At 72.9% G+C, this 25,385-nt stretch carries 22 protein-coding genes, 2 tRNA genes and 1 pseudogene; 10 read left to right on the top strand and 15 right to left on the bottom strand.

From position 1 onward, the window contains the following. Positions 1-80: 80 nt before the first annotated feature. From ABEA93_RS01125 to dnaG, 4 genes are all read left to right on the top strand, one after another. Positions 81-899 carry a YdcF family protein gene (locus tag ABEA93_RS01125; protein ID WP_345673296.1) on the top strand — a complete coding sequence of 273 codons (819 nt, stop codon included), beginning with the start codon at positions 81-83 and terminating at the stop codon, positions 897-899. 120 nt (positions 900-1,019) lie between these two features. Then, positions 1,020-2,339, top strand: a complete 1,320-nt coding sequence (locus tag ABEA93_RS01130; RefSeq protein ID WP_345673297.1) for a deoxyguanosinetriphosphate triphosphohydrolase — start codon at positions 1,020-1,022, stop codon at positions 2,337-2,339. A 147-nt stretch (positions 2,340-2,486) separates the two neighbouring features. After that, complete coding sequence (locus ABEA93_RS01135; protein WP_345673298.1) at positions 2,487-2,927, top strand: GNAT family N-acetyltransferase; 441 nt, start codon at positions 2,487-2,489, stop codon at positions 2,925-2,927. 74 nt (positions 2,928-3,001) lie between these two features. After that, the gene (gene dnaG / locus ABEA93_RS01140; protein ID WP_345673299.1) at positions 3,002-4,897 is read left to right on the top strand and encodes a DNA primase; all 1,896 of its coding nucleotides are present in this window, start codon (positions 3,002-3,004) and stop codon (positions 4,895-4,897) included. Positions 4,898-4,916: 19 nt separating this feature from the next. Here dnaG and ABEA93_RS01145 read toward each other — a convergent pair whose 3' ends face one another. Then, entirely contained in the window at positions 4,917-6,362 is a 1,446-nt protein-coding gene (locus tag ABEA93_RS01145) for a DHA2 family efflux MFS transporter permease subunit (RefSeq protein ID WP_345673300.1), read from the bottom strand. Positions 6,363-6,396: 34 nt separating this feature from the next. After that, the gene (locus ABEA93_RS01150) at positions 6,397-7,047 is read right to left on the bottom strand and encodes an NADPH-dependent FMN reductase (RefSeq protein ID WP_345673301.1); all 651 of its coding nucleotides are present in this window, start codon (positions 7,045-7,047) and stop codon (positions 6,397-6,399) included. A 136-nt stretch (positions 7,048-7,183) separates the two neighbouring features. Here ABEA93_RS01150 and ABEA93_RS01155 point away from each other — a divergent pair, with 136 nt between their 5' ends. The 3 genes from ABEA93_RS01155 to ABEA93_RS01165 all read left to right on the top strand — a co-directional run bounded on the left by ABEA93_RS01155 (position 7,184) and on the right by ABEA93_RS01165 (position 10,777). Further along, positions 7,184-7,924, top strand: a complete 741-nt coding sequence (locus ABEA93_RS01155; protein ID WP_345673302.1) for a TetR/AcrR family transcriptional regulator C-terminal domain-containing protein — start codon at positions 7,184-7,186, stop codon at positions 7,922-7,924. A gap of 165 nt (positions 7,925-8,089) precedes the next feature. Further along, the gene (locus ABEA93_RS01160) at positions 8,090-9,187 is read left to right on the top strand and encodes an RNA polymerase sigma factor (protein ID WP_425584777.1); all 1,098 of its coding nucleotides are present in this window, start codon (positions 8,090-8,092) and stop codon (positions 9,185-9,187) included. Positions 9,188-9,304: 117 nt separating this feature from the next. Next, on the top strand, positions 9,305-10,777 hold the full coding sequence (locus ABEA93_RS01165; RefSeq protein WP_345673304.1) for an FGGY family carbohydrate kinase: 1,473 nt from the start codon (positions 9,305-9,307) through the stop codon (positions 10,775-10,777). Between the two features lie 60 nt (positions 10,778-10,837). On the opposite strand, the gene ABEA93_RS01170 is transcribed toward ABEA93_RS01165, so the two are convergent. Then, on the bottom strand, positions 10,838-11,128 hold the full coding sequence (locus ABEA93_RS01170; RefSeq protein WP_345673305.1) for a hypothetical protein: 291 nt from the start codon (positions 11,126-11,128) through the stop codon (positions 10,838-10,840). Positions 11,129-11,418: 290 nt separating this feature from the next. On the opposite strand from ABEA93_RS01170, the gene ABEA93_RS01175 reads away from it, so the two are divergent. Next, positions 11,419-11,491 (top strand) — tRNA-Asn (locus ABEA93_RS01175). Positions 11,492-11,715: 224 nt separating this feature from the next. Then, a tRNA-Ile gene (locus ABEA93_RS01180) sits at positions 11,716-11,789 on the top strand. A 334-nt stretch (positions 11,790-12,123) separates the two neighbouring features. On the opposite strand, the gene ABEA93_RS01185 is transcribed toward ABEA93_RS01180, so the two are convergent. After that, positions 12,124-13,092 (bottom strand): SGNH/GDSL hydrolase family protein, encoded by a 969-nt coding sequence (locus ABEA93_RS01185; RefSeq protein ID WP_345673306.1) that lies wholly within the window; start codon positions 13,090-13,092, stop codon positions 12,124-12,126. 692 nt (positions 13,093-13,784) lie between these two features. Here ABEA93_RS01185 and ABEA93_RS01190 point away from each other — a divergent pair. Further along, positions 13,785-14,279 (top strand): DUF3145 domain-containing protein, encoded by a 495-nt coding sequence (locus ABEA93_RS01190; protein WP_345673307.1) that lies wholly within the window; start codon positions 13,785-13,787, stop codon positions 14,277-14,279. 61 nt (positions 14,280-14,340) lie between these two features. On the opposite strand, the gene ABEA93_RS01195 is transcribed toward ABEA93_RS01190, so the two are convergent. From ABEA93_RS01195 to ABEA93_RS01245, 11 genes and pseudogenes are all read right to left on the bottom strand, one after another. Further along, positions 14,341-15,768, bottom strand: a complete 1,428-nt coding sequence (locus tag ABEA93_RS01195; RefSeq protein ID WP_425584763.1) for an acyl-CoA carboxylase subunit beta — start codon at positions 15,766-15,768, stop codon at positions 14,341-14,343. 28 nt (positions 15,769-15,796) lie between these two features. Continuing rightward, positions 15,797-17,095, bottom strand: coding sequence for a beta-ketoacyl-ACP synthase II (gene fabF / locus ABEA93_RS01200; RefSeq protein ID WP_345673308.1), 1,299 nt, complete (start codon positions 17,093-17,095; stop codon positions 15,797-15,799). 105 nt (positions 17,096-17,200) lie between these two features. Next, positions 17,201-17,452 (bottom strand): acyl carrier protein, encoded by a 252-nt coding sequence (locus tag ABEA93_RS01205; RefSeq protein WP_345673309.1) that lies wholly within the window; start codon positions 17,450-17,452, stop codon positions 17,201-17,203. A gap of 112 nt (positions 17,453-17,564) precedes the next feature. Next, positions 17,565-18,578 (bottom strand): beta-ketoacyl-ACP synthase III, encoded by a 1,014-nt coding sequence (locus ABEA93_RS01210; protein ID WP_345673310.1) that lies wholly within the window; start codon positions 18,576-18,578, stop codon positions 17,565-17,567. 46 nt (positions 18,579-18,624) lie between these two features. Continuing rightward, entirely contained in the window at positions 18,625-18,897 is a 273-nt protein-coding gene (locus ABEA93_RS01215) for a biotin/lipoyl-containing protein (protein ID WP_345673540.1), read from the bottom strand. Then, positions 18,874-19,806 (bottom strand): annotated as a pseudogene (locus ABEA93_RS01220) (ACP S-malonyltransferase); the annotation flags it as partial. The pseudogene ABEA93_RS01220 and the gene ABEA93_RS01215, both read right to left, overlap by 24 nt. A gap of 90 nt (positions 19,807-19,896) precedes the next feature. Next, positions 19,897-21,030, bottom strand: coding sequence for a PucR family transcriptional regulator (locus ABEA93_RS01225; protein WP_345673541.1), 1,134 nt, complete (start codon positions 21,028-21,030; stop codon positions 19,897-19,899). A 134-nt stretch (positions 21,031-21,164) separates the two neighbouring features. Continuing rightward, positions 21,165-21,989 carry an adenosylcobinamide amidohydrolase gene (locus ABEA93_RS01230; RefSeq protein WP_345673311.1) on the bottom strand — a complete coding sequence of 275 codons (825 nt, stop codon included), beginning with the start codon at positions 21,987-21,989 and terminating at the stop codon, positions 21,165-21,167. A gap of 128 nt (positions 21,990-22,117) precedes the next feature. Next, the gene (locus ABEA93_RS01235; RefSeq protein ID WP_345673312.1) at positions 22,118-23,128 is read right to left on the bottom strand and encodes an ABC transporter ATP-binding protein; all 1,011 of its coding nucleotides are present in this window, start codon (positions 23,126-23,128) and stop codon (positions 22,118-22,120) included. After that, positions 23,125-24,204 carry a FecCD family ABC transporter permease gene (locus ABEA93_RS01240; RefSeq protein WP_345673313.1) on the bottom strand — a complete coding sequence of 360 codons (1,080 nt, stop codon included), beginning with the start codon at positions 24,202-24,204 and terminating at the stop codon, positions 23,125-23,127. The genes ABEA93_RS01235 and ABEA93_RS01240 overlap by 4 nt, the downstream gene beginning before the upstream one ends. After that, entirely contained in the window at positions 24,201-25,133 is a 933-nt protein-coding gene (locus ABEA93_RS01245) for an ABC transporter substrate-binding protein (protein ID WP_345673314.1), read from the bottom strand. Before ABEA93_RS01245 ends, ABEA93_RS01240 begins: the two co-directional genes overlap by 4 nt. Positions 25,134-25,385: the final 252 nt, after the last annotated feature.

The following is a 25,385-nucleotide window of genomic DNA, read 5'->3' on the forward strand; positions in this document are numbered from 1 at the left end:
CAGACCCGCCACCCCGCCCGGCGACCGGATCATTACAATCCGTTAGCAATTGATTACTCTCAAGCAATAAGCTCCCGCCAATGCCCCGCACGCGTCTCCACCTCCCCACCCCGCGCCGTACCGCGCCCCCAGCCACCCGCAAGGCGCACGCCGGCCCCGCCACGGCGCCCACCACGTCCCCACCTCCCGCCGAAACCGCCGCCGAAACCGCCGCCGACACCAACGCCGCCGCCGACACCAATGCCGCCGCCCCACCCGCCACCCGCCCCCACTGCCGCCCCCTCCTCCGCCGACTCCGCCGCATCGCCCTCTGGGCGCTCTGCGCCCTCCTCGCCGCCGTCCTCGGCACCGCCGTCCGCGTCTGGTGGGTCGCCCGCCAGGACGACCGCCCGTCCGTCGACGCGATCCTCGTCCTCGGTGCGAGCCAGTACGACGGACGCCCCTCGCCCGTCCTCCGCGCCCGCTTGGAGCACGCGCTGGCGCTCTACCGCGAGAACGTCGCCCCGCGGATCATCACCGTCGGCGGCAACCAGCCCGGCGACCGCTTCACCGAAGCGGGCTCAGGCCGCCGCTGGCTCGTCGACCGTGAAGTCGCCCCCAGCAGCGTGCTCGCGGTCCCGGTCGGCTCCGACACGCTGCAGAGCATCGCCGCCGTCGCCACCACGATGCACCGCCACCACTGGCACAGCCTGGTGATCGTCACCGACCCCTGGCATGCCTTGCGTTCCCGCTCGATGGCCCGCGCCGCCGGCCTGGACGCCGCGACCTCGCCGGCTCGGGAAGGCCCCGCCGTCGACAGCCGCGCCACGCAGTTCGAGTACATCGCCCGCGAGACCACGGCCTACCTGCACTGGTGGCTCTTCCGTCGCAGTTCCGGATTCGGCCACGGCGTCATCTGACCGCCCCCGCCGCCAAGTCCGGAGTCGCACGCCGACCGAGCGGTCATATCCGATCAATTCCTCGCAGACTCCGGCGTGGGCTGACCTCCGATGTCCGCCCGACTCCTTACCGTGGGACGCATGTCCGACCGGATAAGGCTCCCCGTCCACCCCCAGACCGCCTACCGCGAGAGCGACCAGGAGCGGTGGGTGCCCGAGCCGGGGAAACGCGCCGGGCGGACGGCTTTCCAACGCGACCGGGCCCGCGTCCTGCACGCCGCGGCCCTGCGTCGGCTCGCCGGCAAGACCCAGGTCGTGGTGCCGGGCGAGAGCCCGCCGGACGGGCGGCAGGTGCCGCGCACCCGCCTGACGCATTCGCTCGAATGCGGTCAGATCGGCCGCGAACTCGGACAGGCGATCGGCTGCGATCCCGACCTCGTCGAAACCGCCTGCCTGGCACACGACCTCGGACACCCGCCGTTCGGGCACAACGGCGAACTGGCGCTCGACCGCGCCGCGCAAGCCTGCGGCGGCTTCGAAGGCAACGCGCAAAGCCTCCGCCTCCTCACCCGCCTCGAACCCAAGACCTTCGCCGCACCCTCACCCGCGACCGAAACGCGAACCCGAGCCGGGGCCGCCCACACCCCCCGCAGCGTCGGCCTCAACCTCACCCGCGCCGCCCTCGACGCGGTGCTCAAATACCCGTGGCCGCGCCGCGAAGGCGTCCGCACCTACGGCGTCTACGACGACGACCTCGACGTCTTCGCCTGGATCCGCGCCGACGCCCCCGAAGGCCGCCGCAGCCTGGAAGCCCAGGTCATGGACTGGTCGGACGACGTCGCGTACTCCGTCCACGATTTCGAGGACGCCGTCTACTCCGGCCGCATCGACCTCGACCGCCTCGCCGCCCCCGGCGAACGCGCCGCCGTCCTCGCGCTCGCCGCCGACCGCTACGCCCTCGCCCCCGACGACGAACTCGGCGCCGCGCTGGACCGCCTCCTCGCCACCGAGTTCTGGCCCGGCGGCTTCGACGGGTCGCGCCGCGCGCAAGCCGGGCTCAAGAACACCACGAGCGAACTCATCGGCCGCCTGTGCCTGGCCGCCGAAACCGAGACCCGCGCCTACTTCGGCCCCGTCCCGGGCGTCCGCTACGCCGCCGACCTGCTCGTCCCACGCGACGCCCGCCTCGAATGCGCCGTCCTCAAAGCCCTCACCGCGCACTACGTGATGGGCCGCGCCGACCTCGAACAGCTCCGCATCCGGCAGCGCACCATCGTCACCGAACTCGTCGAGATGCTCGCCGCGGGCGCCCCCGACACCCTCGACCCCGCGCTGCGCCCCGACTACGCGGCCGCCTCGGACGCCGCCGCCCGCCTCCGCGTGGTCGTCGACCAGGTCGCCTCGCTCACCGACGAGGCCGCCGTCGTCCTGCACCGCGCCGTCGGCCGCCGCGCGCCCTGACCCGCATCAGCCCCACCCGCTCCGCCCCACCCGCTCCGCCCAGCCCTCCCGCACCACCCGCTTGACGCCCGTGCGACGCTGGATGGTGCCCGGCCGCGACCCGGCCCGGCGCCCCCGAGAACCCGCAGGCAAGAACCCGGAGCCCCCGTGCGCATCGAACCCGTCCCCGTGGCCGAGATCTTCGACCTGCGCTGGTCGGTCCTGCGCGCCGGGCTCCCGCAGGAGACCGCGGTGTACCCGGAGGACGCCCTTCCGGGCACGTTCCACCTGGCCGCGTACGACGACGCCGACCGGGTCGTGGGCTGCGTCACGTTCTTCCCGGACCCCCTCGACGGCACCCCCGCCCACCGCTTCCGCGGCATGGCCAGCGACCCCGAGGTCCGCGGGCAGGGCTACGGCGCCGCCGTCCTGCGCGCCGGGCTCGCCGAGTGCGCCGCCCGCGGTGCCACGCTCGTGTGGTGCAACGGCCGCACGTCCGCTCGCGGGTTCTACGAGCACCTCGGCTTCAAGGCCGTCGGCGACGAGTTCACCACTCCGCCCACCCACGTCCCGCACTACGTCTTCACCTACGACGTCCCCGCCGTCTGACCGTCCGCTTACCGGCCCCGTCCGCCCCCTCCCACCCGTCCGCCCCGTCGGTCCGGGGACGTAAACTCGACCGCATGGCGGGCCGGATTCGGGACGAGGATGTGAAGCGGGTCCGCGAGGCGGCCCGCATCGACGAGGTCGTCGGCGAGCACCTCCAGCTCCGCAACGCCGGCGGCGGCAACCTCAAGGGCCTGTGCCCGTTCCACGACGAGAAGTCGCCGTCGTTCAACGTCGCCCCCGCCAAGGGCCTCTTCCACTGCTTCGGCTGCCAAGAGGGCGGCGACGTCATCGAGTTCGTGAAGAAGGTGGAGCACCTCACCTTCTCCGAAGCGGTCGAGCGGCTGGCCGCGCAGTACAACGTGGAGCTGCGCTACGAGGAAGGCGGCTACACGCCCGGCCGCCAGCAGGGCCAGCGCACCCGCCTCGTCGAGGCGCACCGCGCCGCCGCGGTGTTCTTCGCCGAGCAGCTCGGTTCGGCCGAGGCGATGGTCGCGCGGCAGTTCCTCGCCGACCGCGGGTTCACCCAGGCCGATGCCGAGCACTTCGGGATCGGGTACGCGCCCGCCGGCTGGGAGCACCTCGTCCGCTACCTCCGCGGCAAGGGCTTCACCCCGCAGGAGCTGCTCACCGGCGGCCTGGCCAGCGAGGGCCGGCGCGGCCCGATGGACCGGTTCCGGGGCCGCCTCATGTGGCCGATCCGCGACATCGGCGGCGACGTCATCGGCTTCGGCGCGCGGCGGCTGCGCGACGACGACAACGGCCCGAAGTACCTCAACACCCCCGAGACGCCGATCTACAAGAAGTCGCAGGTGCTGTACGGCCTCGACCTCGCCAAGAAGGACATCGCCAAGTCCGGCCGGGCCGTCGTCGTCGAGGGCTACACCGACGTCATGGCCTGCCACCTCGCGGGCGTGCCCGGCGCGATCGCGACGTGCGGGACGGCGTTCGGCGAGGACCACATCAAGGTCCTGCGGCGCCTCCTCATGGACAGCGACGGCTTCCGCGGCGAGGTCATCTACACCTTCGACGGCGACGCGGCCGGGCAGAAGGCGGCGCTGCGCGCATTCGAGGAGGACCAGCGGTTCGTCACCCGCACGTTCGTCGCCGTCGAGCCCTCCGGCATGGACCCGTGCGATCTGCGCCAGACGAAGGGCGACCAGGCGGTCCGCGACCTCGTCGACTCGCGCGTGCCGCTGTTCGAGTTCGCGATCCGCAGCCGCATCGAAGGCCACGACCTGGGCACCGCGGAAGGCCGCGTCGCCGCGCTGGACGCCGCGGCGCCGATCGTCGCGGACATCAAGGACCAAGCCCTGCGGCACACCTACGCCGTCCGCCTCGACTCGTGGCTCGGGTTCCTCGACGAGCGGTTCGTCGTCGGCCGCGTCGCGCAACTCGCCCGCTGGAAACGCGAACGCGCCACGAAGGGCGCCGCGGCCGAGAGCGCGCCGCCGGACCGGGCGGCCGCCGCGCCGCGCGGCAGCCGCCCGGCGGACGGCCGCGACACGCGCCAGACGGTGCAGCGCGAAGTCCTCAAGCTCGCCCTGCAGTACCCGGGGCTGGTCGCGTGGGCGTTCGACGGCTTCGGCGTGGACGAGTTCACGGTGCCGCCCTACGCCGCCGTCCGCACCGCGATGGACACCGCCGGCGGCCTCAACGGCCCTGCCGTCGACGCCGGATGGATCCCGGCGGTCCGCGAGGCCGCCGCCGACGACACGGTGCGGGCCCTGGTCACGGAACTGGCGGTCGAGGCGCCCTACCAGTCCCGCGTGCCGGACGACGTGTATGCAGGTGGGTGCCTGGTCAGCCTGCGGGTCTACTCCGCCGACGCCCGCATCGCCGACGTGAAGTCGCGGCTCCAGCGGCTCGACCCGGCTGCCGCGCCGGAGGAGTACGCGGCGACCTTCCGGGAACTCATGGACCTGGAGAAGTACCGTCGTTCCCTCCTCGACAGCGGCGCCGCGGCGCTCTAGCCGCGGCCCCAGGGCGGCCTCAGGGCGGGGTGAGGCTCCGGGCCACCCGCGTCGCGGGCAGCAGCGCCAGCAGCAGGATCGCGATGCCCGCCGCATAACCCACCTGGAACGCGTCGGGTGCGTCGGCCGCCGCCTGCCCGGCCAGCGACCGGGCCAGGATCAGCGACAGGAACGCCGTCCCGATCGACGCGCCCACCTGCTGGGTGATCGCCAGCATCGTGCTCGCCGCCGGGATCTCCTCCTGCGGCAGGCCGGACACCGCCGACGACATCGTCGGCATCATCGTGAAGCCCATGCCCGTGCCGGTCACGAACAGCGCCGCGCCGAGTCCCCACACCGGCGCGTCCGCGCCCGCCCCGACCTGCACGGCGAACGCCCCCAGCCCGATCGCCGACAGCGACAGCCCGGCCAGCAGCAGCCGTCGCGGCCCCACCCGGGGGAGCAGCCGCCCGCACACCGGCATCGTCGCCATCGTGCCGACGCCCTGCGGCAGCATCAACAAGCCCGTCGCCATGGCGCTTTCGCCGCGCACCGTCTGGAAGTACAACGGCGCGAGCAGCAGCATCCCGAAGAACCCGCACATGAACAGCACCAGCGCCCCGCCGGACGCCCGCACCGAAGGCCGCCGCAGCAGCCGCAGATCGATCAGCGGATCCCGCGACCGCAGCGCGTGGACGACGAACGCGGCGGCCAGCGCCGCCCCGACAGCCGTCGGCAGCGCCGCCGCCACGGAGCCGAAGTCGCCGCGGTGCGCGCCCGTCGTGAGGCCGTACAGCAGCGCCGACAGGCCGGGGGAGAGGAGGACCAAGCCGACCAGGTCCAGCGGCTTGCCGGGCTGCGCGTCGCCGTGGTCGAGGAACCGGGAGGCGAGCACCAGCGCGAGCGCCGCGAACGGCAGGTTCAGGTAGAAGATCCAGCGCCACGACGCAGCGTCGACGAGCCAGCCGCCGACCAGCGGGCCCAGCATCGGCCCCAACTGCATCGGCACGCCGACGATCGCCATGATCCGGGGCACCTGGTTCCCGGCCCGCCGGGTCATGATCGTCATGCCGACCGGCATGATCATCCCGCCGCCGATGCCCTGTACCACGCGGAACGCGATCAGCGACTCCACCGACCACGCCATCCCGCACAGCACCGACCCGGCCAGGAACACACCCACCGATGCGAAATACAGCCGCCGGGTGCCGAACCTGCCGATCGTCCACGCCGTCACCGGAATCACCGCGGCGAGCGCGAGGGTGTACGCGGTCGCGACCCACTGCACGGTCGTGATGGACGCCCCGAAGTCCCCCGACAGCCGCCGCAAGGCGACGTTGACCGCCGTCATGTCGAGCCCGGTCATCGCCATGCCGAGGACGACTACGAGCGCGGTCGCGAGCAGCCGCCTCTCCAGCGGCTCCGTTTCTGCGGACGGCCGCGCCCCGGTCGGCGCCGATTCCGGACGGTTGACGTCCGTGTCCATGTTTCCCGCCCCTCCTGGCCGATGCCGTTGCCGGTCACGACCCGTAGGGGCGCACGGCCTTCGCGTCCCGCAGCGCCCGCGCCCACCACACGACCTGGTCCAGCAGCGTCCGTGCCGCCTTCCCGCAGCTCTCCGCATCGCGCGGCTCGGGCCCGTCGAACGTCGCGGCCGCACCGTGGAAGCTGACGGTTTCGCGCACCGTCACCGCGTGCAGCTCGGCGAAGACCTGGCGCAGGTGCTCGACCGCGCGCAGGCCCCCGGACAGGCCGCCGTAGGCGACGAAGCCGACGGGCTTGGCCTGCCATTCGGCGAAGTGCAGGTCGATCAGGTTCTTCAGCGCCGCCGGGTAACTGTGGTTGTACTCGGGCGTGACCACGACGAACGCGTCCGCGGCGGCCAAGCGCGGGGTCACCGCGGCCATCAGCGCCGCGTCGGCGGGGTCGGGGGCCTGGCCGTAGCCGGGCATGGCGGACGGCAACGGCGTCGCGACCAGGTCGACGACGTCGACGTCGAGGTCGTCGCGCTCGGCGGCGATCCCGGACAGCCACGTCGCGACCGTCGGGCCGAACCGGCCGCCGCGGGTACTGCCGACGATCACCGCGAGCCGCAGCCGGTCGGCGGAACCCCCGGCCGGGGCGGCGGATGCGGCGACGGAAACCGCGGCGGGGGTGGTGGATGCGGACATGGGAGGACCTCCGGGCAGGCATTGTGTGTACACCGTTATGGATGTGAGTACACCGTACACACGACTGTGTACGGTGTACAGCGGTTGATACGGTGTACGCACCGGCGCCCCGGCCGGCGGACCGAAGGGACACCCGATGGCCCCCCAGCACCCGAACCCCGAGCCCGCCGAACCGGCCACCCTCTGGGAGCGCATCGAACGCCCCGCCAAAGCCCCCCGCACCACGCTCAGCCACGCCTCGATCGCCGCCGCCGCCGTCGAAATGGCCGACGCCGAAGGCCTGGAAGCCGTCTCCATGCGCAAGCTCTCCGGCCACCTCGGCGTCACCACCATGGCCCTCTACCGCTACGTCACCGGCAAGGACGAACTCTTCGAGCTGATGCTCGACACCGCTTTCGCCGGCCGCCCCCCGGCCGCCCCCGCCCCTGGCTGGCGCGGCGCCATGCGCGCCCACGCCGAACGCAGCCGCACCACCGCCCTGCGGCACCCCTGGATCCTGGAACTCACCGCAACCCAGGTCGTCACCCTGACCCCCAACGTGGTCGCCGAGATCGACGCCGCACTCGGCGCCTTCACCGCGGCAGGCCTCGACGCCGACACCGCCATGGCCGCGGTCCAGGCCGTCCGTGCCTACATCCGCGGCGCCCTCGCCGACGAAATCGGCCAGCGCGAACTGATGAAACGCCAGAACTGGTCCGACGGCGACGACTTGCGCCACGCCTACGGCCCCCGCATGAACTGGCTCATGGAAACCGGCCGCTACCCCGCCTACCGCGACTACACCAAAACCGCCCGCCGCAAAGACGACTTCGCGTGGCGCTACGACTTCGGACTCGACTGCGTCCTCGACGGCCTCGCCGCCCGCCTCGGCATCTAAGGCGTGTCCGACCCGCGTCCGTCCCGGCACGCAGATCACCGGCCGACCGGCCGGACCCGGCGCGCCACGCCGAACCGCGAAATCGTCCAGTCCCCTTGCGGCGCGGGCAAATTAGCCCATCTCACCGCTCCCGGAGTCTTCGGTTCCGGGGCACAGTGGCGCAAACTGGGGAACGTGCCGCAGCCCACCCCACGGCGCGCGGAGGCGCCCGGCCGGCCGCCCCCGCAGCACCCGGACGACGCGCCCGAACCCACCGGCCCGCCGCTCGCGCCCGGTGCCGCCCCGGCACCGGAACCCGGCGACGACGACCCTCCCGAGGCCCCCGCGCGCGACGAAGGCCACGGACCCGCCGCCGACCTGCTGCGGCTCTACCTGCGCGAGATCGGCCGCGTCCCGCTGCTCACCGCCGCCGACGAAGTCGACCTCGCCCGCACCGTCGAAGCCGGGCTGTTCGCCGAGGAGAAACTCGCCAGGCGCCCGGACGACCCCGACCCCGACCCGGCCCTGCGCGCCGCACTCGAACGCCTCGCCGCCGACGGGGCCGCCGCCAAACGCCGCCTCATCGAAGCCAACCTGCGCCTTGTCGTCTCCATCGCCAAGCGCTACGTCGGCCGCGGCCTCGGCCTCCTCGACCTCGTCCAGGAAGGCAACCTCGGACTCATCCGCGCCGTCGAGAAGTTCGACTACACCCGCGGCTACAAGTTCTCCACCTACGCCACCTGGTGGATCCGGCAAGCCATGAGCCGCGCCCTCGCCGACCAGGCCCGCACCATCCGCGTCCCCGTCCACGTCGTCGAACTCATCAACCGGGTCATCCGCGTCCAACGCCGCCTCGCCCAGGAACGCGGCGAAGAGCCCACGCCCGCCGACCTCGCCGCCATCCTCGACCTCGACTCCACACGCATCGTGGAAGTCCTCCGGCTCGCCCAGGAACCGGTCTCCCTGCACACCCCCGTCGGCGAAGACGACGTCCTCCTCGGCGACATCGTCGAAGACGGCGACGCCGCCTCACCCGCCGAATCCGCCGCCGGCATCCTCCTCCGCGAACACCTCGAAGCGCTTCTCGCCACCCTCGGCGACCGTGAGCAAAACGTCGTCCGCCTCCGCTACGGGCTCACCGACGGCCGCCCCCACACCCTCGAGGAAATCGGGCAGCACTTCGGCGTCACCCGCGAACGCATCCGCCAAATCGAATCCCGCACCCTCAACAAACTCCGCGACCGCTCCTACGCCGACCAACTCCGCGGCTATCTCGACACCTAGTCCGGGCACGGTCCCGCCAGTGGTCCCGCCGGTAGTCCCACCAGCCCCATCGACCTCGCCGCACACGTCTTCGGCCGTCATTCCGACAGCGTCCGCGCGCCCTCCTAAACTGCGCCCATGGTCAGCATGCGCGGTCGCCTCGTCGCCGGTGTCCACTGTTCGCACCGGTCCGCCCGGATCGTCGTCTGCGACGGCGACGACGGCACCGTCCTCCGGCAGACCGTCGTCCGCTTCGCCGACGGCGCCCACGGCGACCCCGTCTCCTGGCTCCGCGCCTTCGGCGAAGCCGCCGGCGGCGGAACCCTCGACGGCGTCGAAGCCATCGGCGTCACCGCACAAGGCCACGGCCTCATAGCCCTCGACGGCCAAGGTGTCGTCGTGGCACCTCCGTTGCCCCAGGACGACATCAGCGCATCCGGCTCCGCCGCGGAACTCGCCGAAGAACTCGGCGGGCCCGGCGCGTGGTACGACGCCACCGGCCTCGTCCCCTCGCACACCACCGCCGTCTCCCACCTGCGCCGCCTCGCCCGCCACGAACCCGACGAAGCCGCCCGCGTCGCCGCCGCGGCCCTCCCGCACGACTGGCTCACCTGGCAACTCCTCGGCTGCCCCGCGGAATTGACCACCGACCGGTCCGACGCGTCGACCACCGGCTACTGGTCCCCGGAAACCGGCACTTGGCGCGACGACCTCGCCGAACGCGCCTTCGGCCGCGCCCTGCGCCTACCCCGCCTCGTCGCCCCCGGCGAAGCCGCCGGACGCACTCCCGAAGGCGTCCTCATCTCGGCCGGCGCCGGCGCCGAAGCGGCCCTCGCGTTCGGTCTCGGCCTCGAACACGGCGATGTCGTGGTGGCCGTCGGCGCCTCCGGCGCGGCCTTCGCCGTCCACGACGAGATCCCCCTCGACGCCGGACCCGCCCTGGTCTGCCTCGCCGACGCCACCGGCCGCCGCATGCCGCTCGTCCGCACCCTCAACGCCGTCCGCGTGCTCCGCGGCGCCGCCGCCATGCTCGGCGTCGACACCGCCGGCTACGACGAACTCGCCCTGCGCTCCACCCCGGGCGCCTGCGGCCTCGTCATGCTGCCCTACCTGGACGGCGAAGACGTCCCCCACCTCCCGCACGCCGCGGGCACCCTCACCGGCCTGCACCGCGAGAGCATGACGCCCGAAGCGTTCGCCCGCGCCGCGACCGAAGGCATGATGTGCGGGCTCGCCGACGGCCTCGACATCCTGCGCCGCAACGGCGTACCCGTCGAACGCGCCGTCCTCGTCGGCGTCGGCGCCCGCTCCGCCGCCGTCCGCGCGGTCGCCCCCATGCTGCTCGGATTGCCCGTCGCCGTGCCCGACCCCGCCGATTCCGCCGCGGCCGCCGCCCTGGGCGTCGCCCGCCAAGCCGCCTGGGCACTCTCCGGCAAGCCCGACGTCCCGGCCTGGCCGCGCCCCGGCGCCGACTTCACCGCCCTGTCCGACGAAGACGCGGCGATCGGCACGGCCGTGCGCGAGCAGTACCGCGACGTCCGCAACCGGCTGCACCCCGAGGCGGCCGCCGCCGACGCGGCCCCCAACCCCGGACGGCACCGCCGCAACTGACCGCAACGGGCGGCCCGGCCCGGCCTCTTCGCCGACCGGCGTCTCTCCGGACCGGTGGCTCTACAGACCGTCGTCGTAGCGGCCGTGGGCCGACGAGCCGTTGTGCGAGTGCCCGTCGTGGCGCAGATGGCGGCCCACACGCTCCGGCAGGTGCTCGCCGATCTTCTGGACCGCCTTGCCGCTCGCGTCGCGCCCGAACCCCGCCGCGGCATGCCCGGCGCTCTGCACCGGCGTGCTGTCCACGAAGCTGCGCGTCGCCTTGGCGAGCTGCTCGTAGCGCTCGCGCCCGGCCTTCGAGCCCAGGACGTACCCGACGGCCAAGCCGGCGACGAAAGTGATGCGGGTGCCCATGAGGAGTCCCTCCGAGGTGGTGTGCGAATGCGGGGCCCGTACTGTCCCGTGCCGCGTGAGCACGACTACCCGCGGGCGGCACGGGGCAACCGCGCCGGAAACCGCCCGGTACCGGCACGGGGATCGGGGCCGGTCGCGAGTCTGCCAGTCCGGCCGCCGCGGGCCCGCGCACCCCGCCGCCCGCGGGCACCCGGTCCGCCCCGGAAACCGGTGTGCAAGGCACCCCCCGGAGTGCGCTAATGTATTCCACGCAGCGACCGCCGCGGTGGAAACCCAAGCGGTCAGAGCAATCCCCTGTAGCTCAATTGGCAGAGCAGCCGGCTGTTAACCGGCAGGTTACTGGTTCGAGTCCAGTCGGGGGAGCTTCATAGGAAGCTCCCAGCCCCGCGGCCCACGGCCCCGGGGCTTTTTGCCGTCCACCGCGAAAAGCCGGGAAATCCGGGGGTCCCCCAGTCAGGTTCACACCTGCGAGGGACGGAGAAACCGTGCCGGAACCGGCGTTCGCGGACCCCCTGCGGAATCCCGCCGCGCAGCGGAAGGCGATCAACGGCTATGCTGCCGAGGCCGATACCGGTAACGGACGGCACGGGGCGGTAGCTCAGCCGGTTAGAGCAAGGGACTCATAATCCCTCGGTCGTGGGTTCGAGTCCCACCCGCCCTACTCGCAGCACTCGACAGTCGTCGGGCATCACGACAGCGCACCTCGATCGAAGCGAGGTGCGTGACGCGTCGACACCGCGGGGTTTCCGTCGAATCGACAACGGGCACCGGCCCGGAAACCCACGCATGGTCACGTATTGTGTTTGTTCGGCTACTGTCGCGCTTCGCCCGCGAGCTTAGCAACCCGCATTGCTGTGGTCTGCGCCCTTTCACTCCAACGGGTGTCTGGCGTTCGGGTGGCGTTTGACCGGGCGGCGGCTCCGCAGCGTGGCCGGCACCGCGGGCCGGACACCCAGGGTCACGGCCGGGGTTGCGGCGAGAGCGGCGGCCGGGCACTACTGCCAGCGGAAGCCCTCGCGCATCGTCAGATCCGCGATGACGGCCTGGCCCTGGCCGCTCGGATGGAACCAGTCCCAGTGGCTCAGGTCGTTCTTGCCGAACCGCTGCGCGTTCACCGCGCCGCCGTCGTACTTGCACTGCCCGGACCACTCGCCGCACACTCGGCGCAGCACGTCGTTGTAGGCGGTGATCCGGTCGCGCACCCGCTGCCGCCGGGCCAACGAGTCCGGGTGGCTGTCCATCGGGTCGGCGAGCATCGACTGGCACACGTCGGCCGTCGACCACACCGTCCGCGCGAACGATTCGCCCCGGGCGACCTCCCACAGCCGGCCGACGTCGGGGACGCTCACCACCAGGACGTGCACGCCCGGCAGCCCCTGCCGCAGCACGTCGAGGCCGTTGCGCAGCTGGCGTTCGTAGTCGGCGACCGGCGTCATGTCGGCGTCCTTGTCCCGGCACGCGTCGTTGGCACCCATCAGCACAGTGACGTATTCGACGCGCTGGCCGACCGCGACCCTGGCCTGGTCGCCCAGTTCGGACATCCGGGCGCCGGTGCGCGCGTCGTTGAAGACCGCGTTCGACGGCAGCCCGAGGCGCTTGGCCTGGCTGTCCACGTCGTCGCCCGTCGCCCACGACTTCGAGGGGCAGTCCTTCAACGGGAGGGAACAGGCGTCGAAGCCGCGGGTGATCGAGTCGCCCAGCGCGGCCATCGACCGGGGCTTGGCGAGTGGCGCGGCGGCGGCGCGGGTGGACGGGTAGACCGTCGGCTTCGCCGCGGCCGCGGGGGACTGGGAGGCCGCTTGCGCACCGGGGGCGGCCGGGGCGGGGATCGTGGGTGTACCGAAGGCCGGTTGGGCGCTCTGCGGGCCCGAGGCGGCCTGGGAGGTGGCGTGGGGACCGCTCGTCGCGTCGGAGCAGGCGGTCGCCGTCGCGGTCAGTGCCAGGCAGGCGGCGGCCATGCGCATGCGGGGGATCCGGACGCGGCCGGTGCCGCCTCGGTCGTCCAGCCGCTGTGTTGTTGGACGGTGTGCTGCCGTGTCTGTGGTGTCGGTCCCGCGCGTGCGTGCGGTTCCCCCGGTGATGCCCCCGCCCACGTTTCCCCTCCCAGGTGCTCGCCGCGCGTCCTGCCGCGCGCCGTCGCGGTGCGGCTGTGGTGCCGCACTCGTCGTCGCCGGGTGCGGATTCGCCGGGGGATACCCCTGCGGATCCGCGCGGCGGCCCCTACTCTCGGAGGAGCCGCCCGAAATCCGGGGCTGCCGCAGGAGGTTGCCTGCCACGGCCCCTCTTGACGGTATGTCATCCCTTCGGGTGAATGCTCGATTGTCGAGGGATGAGGATGCACAGCGAGGGGCAGGGTGAGTGCAGTGACTCACAGTTCCGAGACTGTGCGTGACGTTTGAATGTCAGATGAGCGGTGTATTCCTAGCAGCACACGGGCAGTGCACACGGAGAGTGATTGTTCCGCGTGGTGCTTCCGGGATGCGTGAGGCACAATGAAAGGCGCAAACCGCACGTAGGAAGCACACTGGCCGAATCGTAGGAGCAGCGGGACAAGCAGCAGACGGACGCAACGACGGGCACCCGCGTCGCGCACGAGACCAAGGCAAGACCGAGGCCGCTGGGGAAGGCGAACCTCGTCCTTAGCCTGGAGGTCCCAGTGACGACACGTGGAGTCTTGTACGTGCACTCCGCGCCGCGCGCGCTGTGCCCCCACGTCGAGTGGGCCGCACAGGGCGTTCTTGGTGTGCGCCTGAGCCTGGACTGGGTCCGCCAACCGGCCGCGCCGGGGATGCTGCGTGCCGAAATGTCGTGGCACGGCCGCCCCGGGACCGCGGCGAAGCTGGCGTCCGCGCTGCGCGGGTGGCATCTGCTGCGGTTCGAGGTGACCGAGGAGCCGTCGCCGGGCGCCGAGGGCGAGCGGTACAGCAACACCCCGGATCTGGGCATCTTCCACGCGGTCACGGGTGCGCACGGCGACATCCTGATCCCCGAGGACCGGCTGCGCGCGGTCCTGGCACGTGCCGCCCGCGGCGAGGTCGACCTGCAGCGCGAGATCGAGCGGCTGCTCGGCAAGCCGTGGGACGACGAGCTGGAGCCGTTCCGGTATGCGGGTGAGGGCGCGCCGGTGAGGTGGCTGCACCAGGTGGTGTGAGCGGGAGTACGAAAACGCCGGTGGGCGGCCCGATCGCTCGGGCCGCCCACCGGCGTTCGCGTTACAGGGGGATGTTGCCGTGCGCGCCGCGGCGCTGCGGAGCCTCGGCGATGGCCTTCGCGAGGGCGATCCGGCTGTCGTCCGGGTCGATCACCTCGTGCACGACGCCGATCTCCAGCGCCCGGTCGAGTCCGCCCGCGACCTTCTCGTGCTCGGCGGCCAGTTCGAGCTCGACCTGGGCCTTCAGCTCGTCCGGGACCTCGGCGAGCCGCCGGCGGTGCAGGATCCGGATCGCGGCGACCGCGCCCATGACCGCGACCTCGGCGGTCGGCCAGGCGATGACCTTGGTGGCGCCCAGCGACGCCGCGTTCATCGCGATGTAGGCGCCGCCGTAGGACTTCCGGGTCACCAGCGTCACCCGCGGCACGACGCATTCGCCGAACGCGTGCAGGAGCTTGGCGCCGCGCCGCACGACGCCGTCCCATTCCTGTCCGACGCCCGGCAGGTAGCCCGGGACGTCGACCACGACCACCAGCGGTACCCCGAACGCGTCGCACATGCGCACGAAGCGGGCCGCCTTCTCCGCCGACGCGGAGTCGAGGCACCCGCCGAGCCGCAGCGGGTTGTTGGCGACCAGGCCTACGGTCCGGCCGCCGAGGCGTCCGAGCGTCGTGGTGATGTTGGGCGCCCACTTGGGGTGCAGTTCGAGCCCCGGCTCGTCCAGGAGTCTGTCGACGACCGGGTGCACGTCGTAGGCCCGTTTGGCCGACTCGGGCAGCAGGGCGCCGAGTTCGCGCCGGTCCACCCGCTCGGGGTCGATCTCGCCCTGGTTGGCGAGCAGGTCGGCGAGCTGCCGGGCGCGGTCGAGGGCGTCCTGCTCGGAGTCGGCGACGACGTGCACGACGCCGCTGCGCCGGCCGTGCGGCTCGGGTCCGCCCAGCCGCAGCGCGTCGACGTTCTCGCCGGTGACGGAGCGGACGACGTCGGGCCCGGTGACGAAGACGCGGCCTTCCGGGGCGAGGATGACCAGGTCGGTCAGCGCGGGCCCGTAGGCCGCGCCGCCGGCGGCGGCGCCGAGGACGACGGAGATCTGCGGGATCTTGCCGGACGCGAGCGTCATGGCGTGGAAGATCCGGCCGACCGCGTCGAGCGACGCGACGCCTTCCTGGAGGCGCGCGCCGCCCGAGTGGAACAGCGCGATGATCGGGCAGCCGTCGGCCAGGGCACGCCGGTAGGCGTCCACGACGACCTGGCAGCCCTCGACGCCCATGGCGCCGCCTTGGACGGTCGGGTCGGAGGCGTAGGCGACGACGCGGGCGCCGTTGACGGTGCCGGTGCACGCGAGCATGCCGGACCGGTCGTAGGCCGAGATCTCCTCGTAGCTGCCCTCGTCGACGAGACGCCGCAAGCGGAGCCGCGGATTGCGCGGGTCGCTGTCCCGGTCCGGCTTGCCGGGTGCGGCAGCCGGCCGGTTGTCCATGACGGTCATGAGCGGAAGCTCCGTCCCTCCGCGGGCGTCAGCCCGCGCTGCGGAAGGCGACGACGACGTCGTGTCCGCCGAACCCGAACGAGTCGTTCAGCGCGACGATTTCGCCGTCGGGGAGCGGACGCGGGTCGTTCCGGACGATGTCGAGGCAGACGTCGTCGTCCGGGTCGTCGACGTTGATGGTGGGGGGTGCCATGCGGTGGTACAGCGCGAGCACGGTCGCGACGGACTCCACGGCGCCGGTGCCGCCGAGCAGGTGGCCGGTCATCGACTTGGTGGAGGTGACGCACACCTTGTCCGCGGCGGCGTCGCCGAGGACCTGGCGGATGGCCTTGAGTTCGGTGATGTCGCCCGCGGGGGTCGACGTGCCGTGCGCGTTGACGTGCACGACCTGGTCGGGGGCCGCGCCGGCGTCCTCGATGGCGAGGGCCATGGCGCGGGCGATGTCGCGGCCTTCCGGCTCGGGCTGCGCGATGTGGTGGCCGTCCGAGGTCATGCCGGCGCCGGCGACCTCGGCGTAGACGCGTGCGCCGCGGGCGGCCGCGTGCTCGGCGGTCTCCAGCACGAGCACGCCGGCGCCTTCGCCCATGACGAAGCCGTCGCGGGACTTGTCGTACGGGCGCGAGGCGCGCTGCGGCTCGTCGTTGCGCTTCGACATCGCCATCATGTTGGCGAACGCGGCCATCGGCAGCGGGTGGATCGCGGCTTCGGTGCCGCCGCAGACCACGACGTCGGCGCGGCCGGAGCGGATCATCTCCAGCGCGTAGGCGACCGCTTCGGCACCGGACGCGCAGGCGCTGACCGGGGTGTGCACACCGGCGCGGGCGCGGAGTTCGATGCCGACGTTGGCCGACGGGCTGTTGGGCATGAGCATCGGGACGGTGAGCGGGCCGACGCGGCGCGGGCCCTTCTCCTTGAAGATGTCCCACGCGTCGAGGAGGGTGGTGACGCCGCCGATGCCGGAGGCGATGACCACGCCGAGGCGGGTCTCCTCGACGGTCCGGCCGGTGCCGTCCTCGGCGGGCTGGTTCTTCGCCGCGTAGCCGGCGTCCGCCCAGGCCTCGCGGGCCGCGATCATGGCGAACTGGCCGGAGCGGTCGAGCTTGCGGGCTTCCACCTTCGGCATCACGTCGAGCGGTTCGACGGCGACCCGGCCGGCGAACTGCACGGGGATCTCCGCGGCCCATTCCTCGGTCAGCGTGCGGATGCCGGATTTGCCGGCGAGCAGCGCGGACCAGGTGGAGGGCACGTCGCCGCCCACCGGCGTGGTCGCGCCCAGACCGGTGACGACCACGGTGCGCGGGGTCTCGGTGCGCTTGGTCGGGCTCACGGGTAGATCACTCCCACGGGTTCGGTACGGGTTGGTACGGGTGATGCTGAGGGGGGAAGTCGGTTCGGGCCCCGCGGTGTTCCCCCGGGGCCCGAACCGGCGCCGTCACTTGACGGGCTGCGCGCCGGCGATGTAGTTGACGGCGTCGGCGACGGTGCGGAGGCCCTTGACGTCGTCGTCCGGGATCTTGACGTCGAAGCGCTCTTCGGCGGCGACGACGACCTCGACCATGGAGAGCGAGTCGATGTCGAGGTCCTCGGTGAAGGACTTGTCGAGCTGGACGTCCTCGACCTCGGTGCCCGCGATCTCGTTCACGATCTCGGCGAGACCCGCGAGGATCTCCTCCTGGCTTGCCATGGTGCTCCTTGAATGCGTTGGTGGTGCCATCAATAAACGGTGTTCCGGGCTTTTCCGGCGAATTGCCGGGAGTTGCCCGGTGAGACCCGGCGGGCCGGGACGTCCCGGGGGACTACGGAAGCGTAATGACCTGGCCGGCGTAGACGAGACCGGCCCCGAAGCCCATGACCAGGGCGGTGCCGCCGCTGGTGGCCTCGCCGGTTTCGAGCATGCGCTCCATGGCCAGCGGGATGGACGCCGCCGAGGTGTTGCCGGTCTCGGCGATGTCGCGGGCGACGGGCACCTCGGCGGGCAGCTTGAGGGCCTTGATCATCGCGTCGGTGATGCGCATGTTGGCCTGGTGCGGGATGAACGCGTCCAGGTCCTCGGTCGTCACGCCGGCCGCGTCGAGGGCCTGCTGGCAGACCTTCGCCATTTCCCACACGGCCCAGCGGAAGACCGTCTGGCCTTCCATGCGCAGCGTCGGGAACGGCACCTCGGCGTTGCCGCCGCGCAGTGCTTCCCAGCTCTCGGTCTGCGTGATGGTGTCGGCCTTGGAGCCGTCGGAGCCCCACACGACCGGGCCGATGCCGGGGGTGTCGGACGGTCCGACGACGACCGCGCCGGCGCCGTCGCCGAAGATGAACGCGGTGCCGCGGTCGTCGCGGTTCGTCAGGTCGGACAGCCGCTCGACGCCGATGACGAGGACGTATTCGGCGCTGCCGCCGCGCACCATGTCGCTGGCGAGGGTGAGGCCGTAGCAGAACCCGGCGCAGGCCGCGGAGACGTCGAACGCGGGGGCGCGGCCGCCGCCGGCGCCGAGCTTGTAGGCGATCTCGGTGGCGATCGACGGGGTCTGCTTGAGGTGGGTGACGGTCGAGACGATGACGCAGCCGATCTGGTCGGCGGCGATGCCGGCGTGCGCGAGGGCCTTGCCGGCCGCCGCGATCGACATTTCGGCGACGGTCTCTTCGTCGTTGGCCCAGCGGCGGGTCTTGATGCCGGAACGGCTCTGGATCCACTCGTCGGACGAGTCGATGCGGTCGACGAGTTCCGAGTTGGGGACGACGCGAACCGGGCGGTAGCCGCCGACGCCCCAGATGCGGGCGTGCGCAGCTCCGACGGGCGGACGGATGGGTGCGGTCACGCGAGGGCCTCCGGGTCGGCGTGGGCGGGGTTGGACGGCATGGCGGTCACACCGCGCCCTGCGGGTGGATCCGCAGCAGCGGCATACCGGGCGCGACCGGGTCGCCGTCTTCGACGAGCCATTCGACGACGGTGCCGCCGTGCGGGACGGTGACGGGCTGCCGGTCGCGGTGCGATTCCACCACGGCGACCTCGGTGCCCGGTGCCAGGGTGTCGCCGGCGCGGACGGCGGACTGCTTGACGATGCCCTTGAACGGGGCGACGACCAGGCGCCAGGTCGGCGACGCGTCGAACTCGCTGGGCGTGCCGTGCTTCTCCACGAGGGCGCGGGCGGCGTCCAGGTCGTCGGGGGTCTTGAGGGCGAGCGTCTCGACGCCGGGCAGCGCGCGCTTGGCGAGCCCGGTGAGGGTGCCAGCCGGCGGGACCTCGATGATCGCGGTGACGCCCAGGTCGCGCATGGTCTCCATGCACAGGTCCCAGCGGACCGGGTGGGAGACCTGGCTGACCAGGCGCTTGACGATCTCGCGGCCGTCGTGGAGCACGGCGCCGTCGGTGTTCGAGATGTACGGGGTGCGCGGGTCGCGCACGGTGACGCCGGGCACCAGCTCGGCGAGCCGGTCGACCGCGGGCGCCATGTGGTGGGTGTGGAAGGCGCCGGCGACGGCGAGCGGCCGGACGCGGGCCTTCTCCGGCGGGTCGGCGGCGAAGGCCTCGAGCTGCGGGAGGGTGCCCGCGGCGACGATCTGCCCGGCGCCGTTCATGTTGGCGGGGGTCAGGCCGTGCTCGGTGATCTTCGCGACGACGGCGTCGGCGTCGCCGCCGAGGACCGCGGACATGCCGGTCTCGGTGACGGCGGCCGCGGCGGCCATCGCCTTGCCGCGTTCGCGGACGAGGACCATCGCCGATTCGGCGGTGATCACGCCGGTACCGGCCGCGGCGGTCAGTTCGCCGACGCTGTGTCCGGCCGCGCCGCCGACGACGCGGTACGCGTCGGACGGGTGCGGGAACAGCGCGAGGGCGGCGACCAGGCCGGACGCCACCAGCAGCGGCTGGGCGATCGCGGTGTCCCGGATCGTCTCGGCGTCGGCCTTGGTGCCGTAGTGGATCAGGTCGAGGCCGGTGACCGCCGACCACCACGTGAGGCGGTCCGCGACGCCGGGCACGTCGAGCCAGGGCGTGAGGAAGCCGGGAGTCTGGGCACCCTGTCCGGGCGCGACGAGAACGAGCACGCATCAACCCTCTCGCCTGACAGGGGTGGGGACCCCGTATCGGCGCGGACGAAGATCGGATGACGGTTTTGTGGAGTGCCTACAAAGCACCTAAATACTGCCGTCCGCCGTGGCGAGCCGGCCGAGGATCAGCGACACCTGGAGCGTGAACGCGGAACGCGCCTCGGTGGGTACCAGGCCGGTGACGTCCATGACACGTCGGAGCCGGTAGCGGACGGTATTGGGGTGCACGAACAGCATCCGTGCGGCGCCTTCCAGGGACGCCGCCTGCTCCAGGTAGACCGAGAGCGTTTCGAGCAGCGCGGAGCCGGCCGCGAGCAGCGGTATGTAGATCTCCTCCACCAGCTGCCGGCGTGCTTCGTCGTCGCCGGACAAGGCGCGTTCGGGGAGGAGGTCGTCGGCGAGGACCGGGCGCGGGGCGTCCGGCCAGGCGGCCGCCGCGCGGTGGCCGGCGGTCGCGGACTGTGCCGACCCTACAGCGGCCAGCAAGTCGGGCACCGTGGGCCCCACGACGACGGGGCCGGGGCCGAACTGGCCGATGAGCGAGCGGGTGGCGCGGATGGGGTCTTCGGCGCCGCCGAGGATCACCACGAGCCGCTCGCCCTGCACGCCGGTGAGCACGTTGAGCTTCGCGTGCCGTCCGGCCCGGTGGATGCTGTCGACGACGGCCTGGGTGTCGGCGTCGGGGGCGTTGCCGACGATGACCATGACGTTGTCCGGGGAGCCCCAGCCGAGGGCGGCGGCCCGCGACAGGATGCCTTCGTCGGCTTCGCCGCGGAGCAGGGAGTGCACGACGAGTGCTTCGAGGCGGGCGTCCCAGGCGCCGCGGGCTTCGGCGGCGTGGGCGTACACCTGGGCGGTCGCGAACGCGATTTCGCGCGAGTACAGCAGCAGTGCCTCGCGCAGGACCTGGGTGTAGCCGGGCGCGGCGAGGTCCTCGATGCGGGCTTCGACGACCTCGATGGTGACGCGGACGAGTTCGACGGTCTGGGGGAGGGTGACGGCGCGGGTCAGTTCGCGCGGCGCGGTGCCGAAGACGTCGGCGCTGACCGCGTAGGGGGCTTCGGGGTGCCGGAACCACTCGGTGAACGCGGCGATGCCGGCCTGCGCGACGAGGCCGATCCACGACCGGTTCTCCGCGGGCATGTTGCGGTACCAAGGCAGGGTCTCGTCCATGCGCGTGGCGGCCTCGCCGGCCAGGGTGCCCGCGGATTTCTCCAGCATGCGCACGGTCGCGGCGCGCAGCCGGGCGTCGCGGGCGGGTTCCGGAGGGGGGCCGGGAGGGTCGTCCCGGGCCGGATCTCCGGCGGTGCCGTGGACGGGATCGGCGTCGGAAGATCGGGAGGTCACGGGGACCATCATGAACCCTTCGCGGCGGACCGGCGCACGCGGTCGGCGAGGGCTCCTTCCGCGCAGGCCCCGTGCACGGCACGGGCGAGCCGCGCTCCCCACACCGAACGCGGCCCGCCGAAGGGCTCGGCTTCGTCGCCCGGACGAGGGACCCGCGCGATCACGCAGACCGCGTCGGACGGGGTGCCGGTGCAGGCGTACCCGGTCTCGAAGAGTGCCTGCACTTTGGCCTCGGTGGCGGTCGCGACGGCGTTGACGAGGGCCGCGTCGGAGAGGGGCGCGGGGATGGCGGCGAGGATGTTGATGGTGCCGGGGGCGGGGAACGGGGAGGGGCGTGCGGGGGACGAAGACCCGGGCAGGGCGGCGGGCATCGGAGGCGCAGGCGCGGGGGAGGGCGGGACGGTGCCCGCGGCCGCGTCACGGGGCAGCGCCCGGGGTCCGTCCGGGCCCGATGCCCCGGCCGCCGCCCCCGTCACCGCGCCGGATTCGGGAGCCGCAGCCCACGTCGGCACGCCGATCCCGGTCGTCACCCACGCGGCGGCTCCGCCGTCGTGCGCCACGGTGAATTCCTCGACGAGTGCGGCGGTCATCATGCCTACACCCCCACCCGGCGGCAGCGCGAGCGGCGCGGCGATCTCGCCGAGGTGCGCGACCGGGTCCATGCGCGAATATCCGGGCCGCACCTGCGCGTTGAGGATCCACGCCCGCTCCCCGATCCCCCCGCCGAGGATCGCCGACGAGACGGCGCGCCACCCGGGGCCCAGCTCCCAGACGAGCGCGGGCCACCCGTCGTGGACGACGATGCGGGGCGGGGCGATCGGGCCGGTGGTCATCGCGTGGTTTCTCCGGTGCGTCGGGGTGCCGGGCGGAGTCTGCCGGGGCGGAGGTGTCTCTTCCGCGTGCTCGGCCGCGGCCTGTTCGACCCTGCGTGTCGGCCCGCTTCGGTCGGCTGGTCCGGCACTCACGGGGTCGCCTCGCCTGTCCGCGCCGCGGTGTTCGGCCCGTGCGGCCGCTGCTGCCGTGCCGGGGCCGCCGGTCCGCCGGCGGGCGACGGGTGCGCCCGGCCGGCCCGGTCACCTCGGCCGGGCCGGTCACCGTGCTCGGTCCGACCGGCATCTCCGCCCTGCGCCGGCCGTTCGCCGTCGTTCTCGCGGTGTGCTGCCGCACCCCCGCCGCTCCCGGTCGCGTCCGCTCCTGCTCCCGGTCGGACCAGGTGCACCTGGGGGCGGCCGTCCCGTCCCACCACCACCTCCACGTGCGCGTGGTAATGCTCGGCGATGGTGTCCCGGGTCAGGACTTCCGCCGCGGTGCCGGACGCGGCGGCGCGGCCGTTCACGAGCAGGAGCATGCGTTCCGCGTACTGCGCGGCCACGCCCAGGTCGTGGAGGGTGGTGATCACCGTCAGGCCGTCGTCGCGGCGGAGGCGGTCGACGAGTTCGAGGACTTGCTGCTGGTGGCCGAGGTCGAGGGCGGTGGTCGGCTCGTCGAGCATGAGGACCGGGGCCTGCTGGGCGAGCGCGCGGGCGAGGACGACGCGTTGGCGTTCGCCGCCGGAGAGGCGGGCGACGTCGCGGGCGGCGAGCGCGCCGAGGTCGAGGCGGTCGATGACGGCGTCGGCCACGGCGCGGTCGGTGCGGCCCGGGACGGCGAGGTAGCCGAGGTGCGGGGTGCGGCCGAGGAGCACGTATTCGCGCACGGTCATCTGCGGCGGCACGACCGGGTTCTGCGGGGTGTAGGCGATGGTGCGGGCGAGTTCGCGGGCGGGCAGGTCGCGCAGCCGGACGCCGTCCACGGTGACGTCGCCGCGGTAGGGCAGCAGGCCGGCGACCGCCTTGAGCAGCGTGGACTTGCCCGCGCCGTTGGGGCCGATGACGGCGAGCCAGCCGCCGCCGGCGACTTCGGCGCCGATGCCGTGCAGGACGGGGCAGCGGTCGCGGGCCACGTCGAGTCCGGCGATGCGCAGCCCGGTCACAGGTCCACCCGTCGGGTGGTGCGCAGGATCACCACGAAGAACGGGGCGCCGATGAAGGCGGTGACGACGCCGATGGGGAGTTCGCCGGGAGCGGTGGCGGTGCGCGCGATGATGTCGCCGACGACCAGGAACGCGCCGCCGACCAGGACGGACAGCGGCAGGATGAGCCGGTAGCTGCCGCCGGCCACGCGCCGGACGGCGTGCGGGATGACGATGCCGAGGAAGCCGATGAGGCCGCTGATCGCGACCGCGCCGGCGGTGGCGAGGGACGCGGCGAGCAGCACGATGAACCGCACGCGTCCGGCGTTGATGCCGAGGACCTTGGCTTCTTCGTCGCCGATCGTCATGACGTCGAGCAGCCGTGCGTGGAGGAGCAGCACGAAGGTGCTGAGCAGGGCGTACGGCAGGACGAGCCGCAGTTCGTCCCAGCCGATCCCGGCGAGGCTGCCGAGGATCCACGAGTAGATGCGCCGCAGTTCCTCGACCTTGGACTGCTGGACGAACGTCTGGGCGGCGGACAGGAACGCGGACACCGCGACGCCCGCGAGGACGAGGGTCGTGGTGCCGCCGACCTGCCCGGCGGTCGCGCCGAGCGCGTACGCCATGAGCACGCCGGCGATGGCGCCGACGAACGCGGCGAGCGGGACGACGCCGATGCCGCCGACGGATTCGACGTTCGAGTAGCCGATGACGAGGGTCGCGCCGAGGCCCGCCCCGGCGGCCGCGCCGAGCAGGTACGGGTCGGCCATCGGGTTGCGGAACACGCCTTGGTAGCCCGCGCCCGCGACGGACAGCAGACCGCCGACCACGACCGCGCCGAGGACGCGCGGCAGGCGGATCTCCATGAGCACGGAGTACTGCACGGGGGTCAGCCCGTGGTCGAGGTCGACGAACGGCAGCTTGTCGAGCAGCGCGAGGACCACGCCGCGGGCGGGCAGGTCGGCGGCGCCGACCAGCAGCCCCGCCACGACGGCTCCGGCCAGCAGCAGCGACGCCGCCGCGAAGGGCAGCGCGCGCCGGTGCCGGGCGATCGGTTCGGCGGCGGGCCGGAGCCGTCGGGCGAGGAGCGGGATCACCCGGTCGCGCCGGCCTTCGCGACCGCCTTGGTGTAGGCGTCGGCGACGCTCTTGACCAGGTCGACGACGCGCGGGCCCCAGCGCGACGCGAGGTCGTCGTCGAGGCTGACGACGTTGCCGTTCTTCACCGCGTTGGTCTTGTCCCAGCCCGGGCGCTTGGCGACCGCGGCGGCGTCCTGACCGCAGCACTTGGTGTCGGCCAGGAAGATCATGTCCGGGTTGGCCTCGACGATGTGCTCCGTGGAGACCTGCGGGTAGCCGGAGCCGTCCTTGTCCGCGGGGTCGGCGATGTTCTGCATGGCGAACAGGCTGTAGACCTGGCCGATGAAGGTCTTCGACGTCGCGCTGTAGCCGGTGCTGTCGACCTCGTGGAAGTACGTGAGCGGCTTGGCCGGCTTGACGGCGAGCGCCTTGGCGACGACGTCGTCGATGTCCTTCTTGGTCTTCGCGGCGAGGTCCGCGGCTTCCTTGGCGTGGCCGGTGGCGGTGCCGAGGGTGTTGAACTGCGCGTACATCTCGTCGAAGGTCTTGGCCGCGGGGACCTCGACGACCTTGATCTTGACCTTCTCGAGCTGGGCCTTGATGCCGTCCGTGTCGTTGGTGAGGACGACCAGGTCGGGCGTGTACTTGGTGATCGCCTCGACGTTCGGCTTGAACCCGGACAGCGCGGTCTTGGGCGCGTCGGCGGGGAAGTTCGACTGGTCGTCGACGGCGACGACCTGCTGGCCGGCGCCTATCGCGTAGAGCATCTCGGTCGCGGTCGGGGCCAGCGACACGATCTTCTTCGGCGCGTCGGCGGGGGCGGCGGACGCACCGGCGGGCGCGGCGGCGTCCTTCTTGTCGTCCTTCTTGTCGTCCGAGCACCCGGCGAGCACCAAGGCACCCAGGGCGACCGCGGCGGCGGGCCGCAGCACGGTGGCGAGCTTCACAGCGACTCCTGTGGCACCCACGGGAGGGGGGACGCAGGACCCGTGGACGGATCGCCCTTCCTACGAGGGCAGATGTCGTCGACGCAGGCGAGGCGACCTGGCTCGTCCCCCGGAGGGGCATGTCAGTTGCGGGACAGCGCCGGAATCGCACCGGACTTCGCTGCACACTGCGTCTCGGCGGAATGGTCCGCCGGATCCAGGACGATACCAACCGGTTCCGGGCCGTACGGTTGCGGGGAGAGCCCCCCGGGA

Source organism: Yinghuangia aomiensis, from assembly GCF_039542225.1.
In the GTDB taxonomy this organism is placed as follows: Bacteria; Actinomycetota; Actinomycetes; order Streptomycetales; family Streptomycetaceae; genus Yinghuangia; species Yinghuangia aomiensis.